This is a genomic window from Corynebacterium sp. AOP40-4SA-5, assembly GCF_052377355.1.
GTDB lineage: Bacteria > Actinomycetota > Actinomycetes > Mycobacteriales > Mycobacteriaceae > Corynebacterium.
This window is the reverse complement of record NZ_JBQSWS010000042.1, coordinates 1-11,941: the sequence shown is the minus strand read 5'-3', so window position 1 is coordinate 11,941 and position 11,941 is coordinate 1. Positions and strand designations below refer to the sequence as shown.

The window sequence follows — 11,941 nt, the reverse complement described above, 5'->3', positions numbered from 1 at the left end:
GGGCGAGCCCGGCCGGTCCCCTCGCGCTCCCGCCGACCCCCGCCGAGCAGGCGATTGGCGAAGTCGAATCCCGGTGTTGTATCCTATGCGAGGTCCAGAGATGGACCGGCGGACTGTGGCGCAGTTTGGTAGCGCACTACACTGGGGGTGTAGGGGTCGCAGGTTCAAATCCTGTCAGTCCGACCATTTTCCCACCCTTCACGGGGTGGGATTTTTTCATGTCCGGGGTGCCTACGGGGAGTAGCCTGGCGGCATGGCGAAACTCCAGCGTTCACGTAACCACCGGGTCGTAGCAGGGGTCTGCGGCGGGATCGCGGACTGGCTCGGCTGGTCGCCGAACACCGTGCGTCTCCTGTTCGTGCTGTCCTTCATCTTCCCCGGACCGCAGGCGATCTTCTACTTCGTCGCCTGGATCTTCATGCCTGCACAACGCTGAAGGACTTCTGACAGCTCAGGAGAGTGCCGGTAAAGTTGTGTGGCAGAACGTTCCTTCCGAATCCACCACACCGAGAGGACGCCATGTTCACCCGCACCACCTACTCCACGGCCCGGACCACCCCCGCCCTCCCGCCTGAGCGCCGGCACCGCAGACTGCGCCTCGCGGCGGTCGGCGTCACCGGGCTCCTGGCCCTGTCCGCCTGCAGCACGGACGAGACCACACAGGACACCACGGAGAACACCGCCGATGCTGCAGACTCGACCGGTTCGGAGAGCACCACCGACACCGGGTCGTCGGACGTACTCGCCACGGTGTCGGTCGCCAACGCCGACGGCGAGGAGGTCGGCACCGCCGAGATCTCCGGGGCCGACGGTGCCTCCGAGCTCTCCGTCGACGTCTCCGGGCTGGAGCCGGGCATGTACGGCATGCACCTGCACGCCGTCGGCGCCTGCGAGCCCGACAGCACCGCCCCCGACGCCGATGCAGACGATCCGGAGACCGGTGACTTCCTCTCCGCCGGCGGGCACCTGGGCGCCGACGGCCACGACCACCCCGACCACGGCGGCGACCTGCCCGCCCTGCTGGTCAACGAGGACGGTTCGGGGTCGATGACGGTGACCACCGACCGGATCGATGAGGCGGAGCTGCTCGACGACGACGGTTCGGCGATCATCATCCACGAAGACGCCGACAACTACGGCAATGTGCCGGAGCGCTACGCCCCGGACGGCCCCGACGAGGACACGTTGTCGACCGGGGACGCCGGCGGCCGCCAGGCCTGCGGCGTCTTCGAGGCTGTGTGACGCCTCGTGACGCCTCACCGCCCACTGTTGACAGCTCAGCGCGCTGACCGTGAAGGTGAGGCATTGCTAATCTTCCGGGCATGACCACCACGAGAACCACCGACCCCAGCCGCCGCGTCACGACCCGCCTGCTCGCCACCCTGTTCACCGCCGGACTCGCCGGGGCCGTCCTCAGCGCCTGCGGCAGCGACGGCGGCAGCGACAGTGACGCAGACGGCTCCGCGACGTCCGGCGAGACCCGCACCGTCGACACGCTGCGCGGCGAGGTGGAGGTTCCGTCCGACCCGCAGAACGTCGTCGCCGTCGACTGGCAGCTTCCCCCGGTGCTGGTCGACCTGGGGATCACCCCCACCGGCATCTACGAGGGCTACTACGAGCAGGACGCCGCGGCGGCGCGTGCGGTGCCCGAACGCTACGTCGACGCCCTCGCCGACTCGACCCGCATCGGCAACTGGGACGCGATCGACGTGGAGACCGTCAGCTCCCTGGAACCCGACCTCATCGTCACCACCGGTGTCGGGCTGGACGACGCGCAGATTGACCGCCTCGCCGACATCGCCCCCGTCGCCCACTTCAGCAGCGAGGACGACGTGGAGTCCCAGCGCCAGCTCGCCGACATCGTCAACCGCTCCGAGGAGTTCGACGAGTTGGAGCAGGCCTTCGACGACAAGGCCGCGGCCGTCGCCGAGGAGCACGCCGACGTGCTGGCAGACTCCGCGTGGGCGTCGGTCAGCGGCAGCCAGGACAACACCTGGTTCGCCGAGGGTGGGCAGACGGCCACGGGCAGCCTGCTGCGCGCGGTCGGTGCCAAGTTCAGCGACGTCGTCGACCCCGACGGCTGGTGGGGTGACCCGCTGTCGTTGGAGAACCTCGACCAGCTCGACGACGCCACCGTTATCCTCTACCCCGCCGAACCGTCCGGCGAGGCCGCCGAGAACTCCCGCCCTCTGCTGGAGAACTCCCGTTTCCGGGCGCTGCCGGCGGTGGAGGCGGACAACCTGTTCGGCTTCACCCAGGGCGGGGCGTCCAACATCGGCTGGGCGACCGACGCCCTCGACGAGATCGACGACATCCTCTCCCAGGTCAGCGCCACGTGAGCGGACGCCACCACCGCTCCCGGGTCCTGGACAAGCAGTGGGTGACCCCGCGCATGGTGCGGCTCACCCTGGACTGCGGTGCGGACTTCGTGCCCACCGGTACCGACAGCCACGTGGCCGTCTACTTCTACCCTCCCGAGGCCCGGGTACCGGCGGAGTTCACCGCCGAGAACCTCACCGACCTGCACCGGTTCGCCTCACCGCAGGTCCGCCGCTACACGGTGCGCAACGTGTGCAACATGACGGACACCGGTACCGGTGCCGCCACGATCGACCTCGACGTCGTCGTCCACGAGCCGGCCGGCCTGGCCTCCGGGTGGGCCCGCGACGCCGTGGTCGGTGACGAGGTGCTGTGGTGGGGCCCGACCGAGGCCTGGCACCTGCCCGAGCAGACACGTGAGCTGGTGCTCGTCGCCGACGAGACGGGCCTGCCGGCGGTGGCGGAGATCCTGGCCGTCTGCCCGGACGAGGTGCGCACCCATGTTCTCGCCCTGGTCGACGACGAGCGCGACGAACCCTACCTCGCCACCACCGGACAGGAGCAACAGGCACAGCTGACATGGATCCACCGGGGCCCGGCCGCCGGCGTCGTCCCGAAGGAGTTACCCCGCGCCCTCGACAACCTCCTCGCCGCCGTGACCGCGAACGCGACCGGACCGGTGTCCCTGTGGGCGGGCGTGGAGTTCGCCGAGGCCGGCACGCTCCGCCGCCACTTCTCCGACCTGGAGAGGAGCCACTCCCACGTGACGTCGTACTGGATCCACGGCCAGGCGCAGGACGCCCGCCCCGACGCCCGCAACCGCCGGCGCAACCTCGCCAACCGGGCCGAACACCCCGACGAGGCCGCAGCACACCTCACCCCGCCTCACCCCGCGAAGTAGCTCGCCGGGGTCGTTCCGAAGTGACGGCGGAAGGCACTGGTGAACCCGTTGGTGCTGGAATAGCCCATCCGCGCGGCCACCGACGCTACCGGCACCCGGTCGGCCAGCAACGGCAACGAGAGGTACAGACGGACCTGCGCGCGCCACGCAGAGAACGTCATCCCCGTGTCGGCGAGGAAGGCGCGCTGGATCGTGCGCTCGCTGGAGTGCAGCCGGTGGGCCCACTCGTCCAGGGCGTGCGGCGCGCCGGGATCCTCCAGCACCGCCGAGGCCACCGAGCGTGCCCTCGGGTCATCGGGCATCGGCAGGTCGACGCCCACCGCGTCGGCCGGGGCGAGCACGCTGAGCAGGGTGGCGCGGGCATGGCGGGCGGCAACGTCGTCCAGGTCGTCTCTGGCGAGGTGACGCACCAGCTCCCCGGCCAGCGGGCCCATACGCAGCACGGTCAACCCCTCCCAGGCGACCTCGCACTCCTCCTCCCACAGGTAGGCGCAGAAGAGCTCTGTGCCGGCGGTGGTGCGCACGTCGTGCACCTCCTCGGCGGGGATCCACAGCGCCTGCGACGGGGCCAGGATCCACCGGCGCTCCCCGCCGGTGCCGACGAACACGGCGATCTGCCCGCGGTCGGCCCACACGATCTGGGCCTTGAGGTGACTGTGCGGCCCGAACACCAGGTCACCGGCCGGGTCGTCCTCGCCGCCGAAATGCTCCACCCAGATGCACTCACCGTCGCGCAGCCCGTACTCCGACATCAGGACGCTCCCCGTCCGATCCACGCCGCCCACAGCTCGGCGTAGCGTCCACCGGCACCGACGAGCTCCTCGTGGGTGCCGGACTCCACCACCCGTCCGTGTTCCATCACCATCACCCGGTCGGCCAGGCGCGCCTGTGACAGGCGGTGGGCGATGACCAGTGCTCCCCTGCCGCGGATCACCGCGGCGGAGGCGTCCTCCAGCTCCCGGGAGTTCGCCGACCCGGCCTCGGCGGTGGCCTCGTCGAGAACCACGTAGGACGGATCGAGCACCTGCAGGCGCACCAGCGCCAGGTGCTGCTCCTGGTGGGTGCTCAGCCGGTGGCCCGCCTCGCCGACCTCGGTGGACAGCCCGTCCGGCAGGTCGTGGACCCAGCCCGCACCGGCGGCATGCAGGGCAGCCTCGACCCGCTGCCCGGCGTCCTCCCCTGCGACGCCCAGCGTGATGTTCTGCCACACGGTGCCGGCGAAGACGTGGCTGTGCTGGGAGGCCAGGCACACCCGCGGGCGCAGGTCGGCCGGCGCCAGGGCTCCGAGGTCGACCCCGTCCAGGGTGGCGCGCCCCTCCTGCACGGGCAGTACCCCGGCGAGCAGGCGGGCGACGGTCGTCTTGCCCGCCCCCGTCGAACCGACCAGGGCGACGGACTCACCCGGCGCGACCGTCACGTCGACGTCGGTGAGCACGCGGTGCGTCCCGTCGAAGCTGTGCCCGACGCCAGCCAGGCGCAGCCCCGTCGCGTCCTGCCCCGTACCGTCCTGCGCGGTGACGTCACACCCTGCCGCACGCACCTGCGCCTGGGTCACCCCGGCCAGCCGACGCAGCGCGACCCCGGCCTCCTGCACGGTGCCGAAGGTCTGGAACACGGTGGCCACCGGGTCGAAGAGTCGGTGGTAGAGCAGGGCGGCGGCGGTCACCGCGCCGACGGTCGTCCACCCGGCGTCGACCACGACGAACCCGACGACGAGCACGGCGGCGGTGGCCACGAACTCGGCGCGGTTGTTGCGTGCGAAGAAGCGGGTCAGCATGCGCCACACCGTGTTCTCCACCCGGCGCGACTCATCGGACGCCGCGTCGAGCCGGGCGGTCTCCCGCGCGCCCCAGCCCTGGGCGGTGAGTGTCTCGCGACCGTTGGCCGCGTCGAGGAATGCGGCGGTGCGACGCCCCAGGATCTCACGCTCCTCCAGGTAGAGCGGCCCACTGCGCGGCAGGTACCAGCGCAGCGCCATCACGTAGAGCGGGATGCCCGCCAGTCCGGCGAGACCGAGCGTCCAGTGCAGGGCGAACAGGCCGGGCACGGACACCACCAGCAGGGTCCCCGCCGACAGCACCGTGGGCAGCACGAAGGCGACGGCGTTGGAGATCAACCGGGAGTCGTCGCTGACCCGGGACACCAGCTCACCCACTCCGGCCTCCTCCAGCACGCCGGCCTCGAGGTCGAGCGCATGGTCGACGGCGTCCTCACGCAGGGCACCGACGGTGGGCTGGGCGACGCGGGCGAAGAGCACCATGCCCACCCACGCCAGCGCGGCGTTGAGCACGATCGCACCACCCATGAGCGACAGGGGCAGGACCACGTCGGCCATGGAGGCCCCCGCGGCGGACAGCCGGTCGACCATCCACCCGATCATCAGCGGCGGTACCACCGCGCAGGCGCTGGACGCGAGGGCGACCAGCAGCGCCAGCGCCACGAGCCACCGGTGCGGGCGCAACCGTGCCCACAGGAAACGCCAGGCGGCACGGGCGTCGGCGGTGGGAAGAGCAGTGGGGAGTGTGGGATTCGGCTCGGCGCTCACCGGGTCACCACCTCCCGGTAGTCGGCGTCGGCACACAGTTCCCGGTGTCCCGCCACACTCACCGAACCCTCGCGCACGAACACCACGGTGTCGGCGACGGCCAGCAGGCTCGGCGCGGTGGTGACGACCACCGCCGTGCCCTGGTCACCGCCGCCGCGCAACTCACGCAACCCGTCGGCGATGCGCGCCTCGGTCACCGAGTCCACCGCCGTGGTGGGGTCCACCAGCACCCGTGCAAGGGCGCCGCCGTGCAGGGCGCGTGCCAGGGCGATGCGTTGACGTTGCCCGCCGGACAGGTTCGCCCCCTCACCGTCCACCCTGTGGTCCAGGCCGTCGGCGAACAGGTCGACGAGCTCGTCGACGCCGCTGGCGCGCAGGACGTCCTGCGACACAGTGTCCCCATCGCTACCCGTGATGTTGCTGCGTACCGTGCCCCGGAACAGGTGGGCCTCGTGCGGGGAGACGCGCAGCACGCCCGGCAGCACCGCCGGGTCGACACCCGCGACGTCCTGCCCGTCGAGGAACAGCCGGCCGCCACCGGCGGAACCCAGGGCGTCCAGCACACCCCTGCGCGCCTGCGGCGAGGCGCACACCACGGCGGTCAACGCGCCGGGTGCGCAGTGCAGCGGCTCCCCGTCGCGCGGCAGGACGGTCAGGGTGCGGTCGGCGTCCCCGCCACCCGCCGTCTCGCCGCTACCTCCGTCCCGATGCGCGACAGGTGCGTCCACCCCGTCGGTGAAGTCGGCGATACGCGCCGCCGACGCCGACGAGCGGGTATAGGACTCCACGACGTGCACGATGATGCCCAACGGGGTGGCCAGGAACGAGGTCACACCCAGCACGCCGACCATCGTGCCCACGGTCATCGCCCCGTCGACCACCCGGACGGCGCTGAATACCGCGGCGACGAGGAGCACCACACCGGTCAGCAGCACCTGGGCGCCCTCGACGCGCCCGGACGCCGCGGCGGAGTCGACCCCGGCGGTGGCCGCGGCACGGCTGCGCCGGGCGTACCAGCCGGCCGCCGTGGACTCGCCGCCGATACCGCGCAGCACCTCCACCCCACGCAGGATGTCCGCGGCCGACGCCCCGGCCGCGGCGATGCCGCTCTGCTGGCTGTGGGTCGTGGCCGACAGCCGCGGCATCAACCACCGCAGGGCGAACAGGGACAGCGGGGACACCAGGACCACCGCCACCCCGACCCAGAGGTCCGCCCACAGCAGGTAGCCGGCGGAGACCAGCAGGCCGAGCACCGCCGACCCGCCCATGGCGATCTGCATGATCACGCTGCTGGCGTTGTCGCTGTCGGCCGCCGAGAGGGCGGCGACCTCGCCGGCAGGACGCTGGGGGTGCTGGGCATCACCGGTACGCGCGGGCGCGAGGGCGGCGGCGGTGACCCGGCAGCGCAGCAGGTGCTTCTGCCGGTTCATCGCGTAGGTGCCGACCCGTGAACCCCACATGAAGCCGAAGCTGAGCATGGCGAAGCAGGCTGCCAGCACCACCAGCCACAGCACCAGGGCCGAGAGGTCGGACGGCCCGACGGCCCGACGGCCTCGTCGACGGTCGCGCCGATCACCGCCGGGACCAGCGCCTCGCCCACCGACCAGCCGGTCAGCAGGGCCGCGGCACCGAGGATCGGGCCGCGTTCCTGCCGGATGACCGTGGTCAGCAGGGACCGTCCGCCATGTCGCCTCTGTTGGGTGTCAGTATCCACCCCGACATTCTATGCCAGTCTGTGTCAGCCTTTGTCAGCGACGCATCGGGACCGCACAGTCGGCCCGGACGTCGTCACGCACCACTCCCCAACCCTGCAGACGGGCGAAGAGCAGGCAGCCCAGACAGATCCCGAGGAAACCCTCCAGGGACGCCGCGACGACGAGCAGCAGGAGCACCACGTCCGACGCCCCGGTCAGGCCCGCGACGCGCAGGCCGAGCGCGGCCGCGGAGAACACCAGGCCGATAGTCTGGGCGAACCGTTTCGGCGCCCCGCCGACCATCACCGGTTCCCCGAAGACCCGCGGGGCCAACCACCGCACGCTCAGCTGTCCGAAGGGGTCGAAACGGGGTCCGGCGAGGACCCGGAGGACGAATCCGGCCAGGAGCAGTGAACCGGCCACCAGCGCCGCGACGTCCAGCCCCGCCCGCGACAGGGCCACGGTGACCAGTGCCAGGACCACAACGAGCATCGCCGTGGTCCGCGCCGCGCGGTCGTTGACCACCGGTGGGAACCACCACAACGAGCGGATCCCGCCGGGCGGTTGCGCATTCGGCGCATTCGGCGCAGACGCCACAGCGTCCTGCCCGGCGATGAAGCCGGGGCGCTGGCGTCCCAGGCGGTTCAGTTCGGTGAGCTGCTCGTCCATGACTCCAAGAAGCTACCCCCGTCGGCTCCCGGGGGCCAGGGTTGCGCTCACCGGGAAACCGCGTACCCCCCCTACTTCTACTTCTTGCGGCCGCGCTTCTCGCGCACGCGCACGGCGATGCGCACCGGCGAGCCCTCGAAACCGAAGGACTCACGCAGGCGTCGCTCCAGGAACCGGCGGTAGCCGTGCTCCAGGAAACCGGTGGTGAACAGCACGATCACCGGCGGCTCGGAGGAGGCCTGGGTGGCGAACAGCACGCGCGGCAGGCGTCCGCCACGCATCGGCGGCGGGGTCTGCGCGATCACCGCACGCAGCCAGGTGTTCAGCTGGCCGGTGGGGATACGCAGGTCCCAGCTCTCCAGCGCCTCGATCATGGCCGGCTCGAGGCGCTGCAGCGCCCGGCCGGTACGCGCGGAGATGTTCACCCGACGCGCCCACGGCACGTGGGCGAGCTGCTGGTCGATCTCGCGCTCCAGCTCGTCGCGACGCTCCTCGTCGACGAGGTCCCACTTGTTGTAGGCCACGACGAGGGCACGCCCGGAGTCCAGGATCATGCGCAGCACGCGCTGGTCCTGCTCGGCGATCGGCTCGGAGGCGTCGACCAGGAAGATCGCGACCTCGGAGGAGTCGATCGCCGCGCGGGTGCGCAGTGAGGCGTAGAACTCGTGACCGCGGGCGGTCTTGGTCTTCTTGCGGATCCCGGCGGTGTCGACGAAGCGCCAGGCGCGTTCGTTGAGCTCCACGACCGAGTCCACCGGGTCCACCGTGGTGCCGGCGACGTTGTCGACGACCGAGCGCTCCTCGCCGGTGATCTTGTTCAGCAGCGAGGACTTGCCCACGTTGGGGCGTCCGACCAGGGCCACACGCCGCGGTCCGGAGATCACCGCGGTCTGACGCGGGGTCTCCGGGAAGCTGGCGAGCACCTGGTCGAGCACGTCGGCCGCGCCGCGGCCGTGCTGTGCGGAGACCGGGAAGGGGTTGTCCAGGCCCAGGGCCCAGAACTCGGCCATGTCACCGTACTGCGAGTCGGAGTCGAACTTGTTCGACACCAGCACCACCGGCACCTCGGAGCGCTGCAGGCGGCGGGCGATGACCTCGTCGGTGGCGGTGATGCCGACCTTGGTGTCCACCACGAAGACGATGACGTCGGCGGTGGCCATGGCGGTCTCCGCCTGACGGGCGATGGCCCCGTGGATGCCCTTGGCGTCCGGGTCCCATCCGCCGGTGTCCTGCACCCAGAAACGTCGGCCGTTCCAGTCGCCCAGGTAGGAGATGCGGTCGCGGGTCACGCCGGGGAAGTCCTCCACGACGGCCTCACGACGCCCGATGAACCGGTTGACCAGGGTGGACTTGCCCACGTTGGGACGGCCCACCACAGCGACGGTGCACAGCGCCTCCTGCTCGGCACGGTCGTCGCCCAGTACGCCGAAGGCCTCCTCGACGGCGGACCAGTCGGTGTCCTCGGCGTCGGCGCTGAGCAGGTCGAAGTCGGCGAACTCGGAGTCGTCGAACTCGGGCTCGGTGAAGTCGCTGTCGTCGAAGTCGCTGTCGTCGAAGTCCTCGAAGACGTCTTCGCCGGACACCGCGTCCTCGTCGATCACGGAGTCGTCGGTCGCGTCCTCGTCGTCCGCATCCTCAGCGGAGTCGTCGGCACCGCCGATGACCTCGCCTTCGGCGGTGCGGAAGACGAGCTCCTCTCCCCCGTCGGACGCCTCCTCCAGGGTGGCGGGACGCGTGGCGGACTCCGCCGCCAGGCGGGTCAGCTCGGCGAGCACCGCCTCGACGTCCATGTCACCGGTGTCGAGCACGGTGGCGTCGTCGGCGGGACGCAGCGGCGAGACCGCGCGCGAGGAGTCCGCGGCGTCGCGGCGTTCGACGTCGGCGAGCACCGCGTCGAAGTCGGCGTCCCGCCCTGCGGCGACGTCCTGCACGTACCGGCGACGGGCACGCACCTCGGCGCTGGCGGTCATGAAGACCTTGCAGGACGCGTCGGGGAACACCGCGGTACCGATGTCACGGCCCTCGACGACGCAGCGTCCGGCGCGCAGGGCCAGGGAACGCTGCAGTGCCACGAGGTTCTCCCGGACCTCCGGGATCGCCGAGACGGCGGACACGTGCGCGGTGACCTCGGTTCCACGGATCTCCCCGGAGACGTCCTCTCCGTCCAGGAGCACCTCGGTGGCGGCCGGGTCCTCGTTGACGAGCAGCGGCAGGTCTGCGGTGGCGGCGACGACCGCCTCGGTGTTCTCCGGGTCGATGCCGGCACGCAGGACGTGCAGCGTCGCCACCCGGTACATCGCGCCGGTGTCCAGGTACCGGGCGCCCGCGGCGCGCGCCAGCAGGCGGCTGACGGTCGACTTGCCCGTGCCGGACGGGCCGTCCACCGCGACGATGAATCCCCCGCCGGCGATGTTGTCGACAGTGCTCAGGTCGGTGACGTCGGTCGTGTCAGTCACGTCGTTCCTCTCGTTGTTCCGTCCGTCGTTCATCGCGTTGTCCATCACAGCTGCACCGCGTTGTAGAGGCTCGTCAGCTCGGCGCGGTTCAGTGCGCGCAGGGTGCCGGGCTTCTGCTCGCCGAGCTGCACGGTGTGGACCTTGGTGCGCACCAGGGCCTGGACCGGGAAGCCGGCCTCCTTGAGCATGCGACGCACGATGTGCTTGCGGCCCTCGTGGATCTCGAGCTTGATCAGGGACTTGCCCTGCCAGACGTCGATGATCTGCACGTAGTCGGCACGTGCGATGCCGTCCTCCAGGTCGATACCGTCCTTGAGCTGGTGGATCAGCCGACGGTCGGCCTCGCCCAGCACGGTGGCCAGGTAGGTCTTCGAGACCTCGTAGCGCGGGTGCATCAGCCGGTTGGCGAGCTCCCCGTCGTTGGTGACCAGCAGCAGCCCCTCCGTGGCGGCGTCGAGACGACCCACGTGGAAGAGGCGCTGGCCGGCGGCGACACGCTCGCCGACGAGGTCGCCGACGCAGGGGCGTCCCATGTCGTCGCTCATGGTGGACTGGAAACCGCGCGGCTTGTTCAGCGCGTAGGTCACCAGGTTCTCGTCGACGAGCACGCGGGTGCCGTCGACGCGGATGACGTCCTTGTCCGGGTTCACCCGGATGCCCTGCTGGGTCACGGTCGTGCCGTTGACGTCGACACGTCCGGCGTCGATGAGCTTCTCGCTCATCCGGCGGGAGGCCACACCTGCGGCGGCGAGAACCTTCTGCAGGCGGACGGACTTGTCCTCTGCGGCGTTCTTCGAGCCGCCCTTGGAGGAACCGCCGGCGTTCTTGCCGGACTCCGGGGGCTTGCGGTCGGGGACGTGCTGCTTACGGGCCGGGCGGGCGTTGGACACGTACAGGTCGGCCGGGGCCTTGCCTGGTTCCTGTTCCGGTGTGCCGTCTCGGCGAGCGGGGGTGTTCACGAAAAGTCCTCATCAATCAGTCGAGGGTGTTCAGTTATGTCAGTTGACCAGTGTAACCCCTCGTCGGGACATCGGTTAGTCGACGGTGGGGACGGCTCACCGGGTGAGGATCCCCGGCATCTACGACAATACAGAAGTCCCCGCCTATTCGAACATGTGATTGACCATGTCCGTGGCGTATAGTACACTTCCGTCAAGGAAGCCAACCACAGGGGGACGCTGGCACCATGACCGACAACACCACACCCGCGATGAGCATGGACGACATCCAACGCCACCTCAACCTCGGCGAAATCGTCCTGATCGCCCACCTCCGCGACATCGCCGACACCGAACGCCTCGCCACCGCCCGCGCCCTACGCGCCCGCACCCGCGCCGACGCCATCCGCTTCGCACAC

General features: G+C 70.8%; 10 protein-coding genes and 1 tRNA gene. 5 read left to right on the top strand and 6 right to left on the bottom strand.

Annotated elements, in window-relative coordinates:
- Positions 1 to 109: 109 nt before the first annotated feature.
- The 5 genes from ACT3S3_RS14975 (at position 110) to ACT3S3_RS14955 (ending at position 3,220) form a co-directional block, all read left to right on the top strand.
- Positions 110 to 186: transfer RNA gene (locus ACT3S3_RS14975), tRNA-Pro, on the top strand.
- A 67-nt stretch (positions 187 to 253) separates the two neighbouring features.
- Complete coding sequence (locus ACT3S3_RS14970) at positions 254 to 436, top strand: PspC domain-containing protein (protein WP_301443601.1); 183 nt, start codon at positions 254 to 256, stop codon at positions 434 to 436.
- An 83-nt stretch (positions 437 to 519) separates the two neighbouring features.
- Entirely contained in the window at positions 520 to 1,242 is a 723-nt protein-coding gene (locus ACT3S3_RS14965; protein WP_444626998.1) for a superoxide dismutase family protein, read from the top strand.
- Positions 1,243 to 1,322: 80 nt separating this feature from the next.
- Positions 1,323 to 2,339: an ABC transporter substrate-binding protein gene (locus ACT3S3_RS14960; RefSeq protein ID WP_301443600.1), complete on the top strand. Its 1,017-nt coding sequence runs from the start codon at positions 1,323 to 1,325 to the stop codon at positions 2,337 to 2,339.
- A complete protein-coding gene (locus ACT3S3_RS14955) occupies positions 2,336 to 3,220 on the top strand; it encodes a siderophore-interacting protein (RefSeq protein ID WP_301443599.1) in 885 nt (294 codons plus the stop codon). The genes ACT3S3_RS14960 and ACT3S3_RS14955 overlap by 4 nt, the downstream gene beginning before the upstream one ends.
- Here ACT3S3_RS14955 and ACT3S3_RS14950 read toward each other — a convergent pair.
- From ACT3S3_RS14950 to ACT3S3_RS14925, 6 genes are all read right to left on the bottom strand, one after another.
- A complete protein-coding gene (locus ACT3S3_RS14950; RefSeq protein ID WP_301443598.1) occupies positions 3,205 to 3,972 on the bottom strand; it encodes a helix-turn-helix transcriptional regulator in 768 nt (255 codons plus the stop codon). The genes ACT3S3_RS14955 and ACT3S3_RS14950 overlap by 16 nt on opposite strands.
- Complete coding sequence (locus ACT3S3_RS14945) at positions 3,972 to 5,765, bottom strand: ABC transporter ATP-binding protein (RefSeq protein ID WP_301443597.1); 1,794 nt, start codon at positions 5,763 to 5,765, stop codon at positions 3,972 to 3,974. The genes ACT3S3_RS14950 and ACT3S3_RS14945 overlap by 1 nt, the downstream gene beginning before the upstream one ends.
- Positions 5,762 to 7,279 (bottom strand): ABC transporter transmembrane domain-containing protein, encoded by a 1,518-nt coding sequence (locus ACT3S3_RS14940; protein WP_444626997.1) that lies wholly within the window; start codon positions 7,277 to 7,279, stop codon positions 5,762 to 5,764. Before ACT3S3_RS14940 ends, ACT3S3_RS14945 begins: the two co-directional genes overlap by 4 nt.
- Before the next feature lie 234 nt (positions 7,280 to 7,513).
- Positions 7,514 to 8,128, bottom strand: coding sequence for a DUF4395 domain-containing protein (locus ACT3S3_RS14935; RefSeq protein WP_301444126.1), 615 nt, complete (start codon positions 8,126 to 8,128; stop codon positions 7,514 to 7,516).
- A 77-nt stretch (positions 8,129 to 8,205) separates the two neighbouring features.
- Positions 8,206 to 10,584 (bottom strand): bifunctional cytidylate kinase/GTPase Der, encoded by a 2,379-nt coding sequence (gene der, locus ACT3S3_RS14930; protein WP_444615182.1) that lies wholly within the window; start codon positions 10,582 to 10,584, stop codon positions 8,206 to 8,208.
- Positions 10,585 to 10,628: 44 nt separating this feature from the next.
- A complete protein-coding gene (locus tag ACT3S3_RS14925; RefSeq protein ID WP_301444187.1) occupies positions 10,629 to 11,543 on the bottom strand; it encodes a pseudouridine synthase in 915 nt (304 codons plus the stop codon).
- Between the last annotated feature and the right edge of the window lie 398 nt (positions 11,544 to 11,941).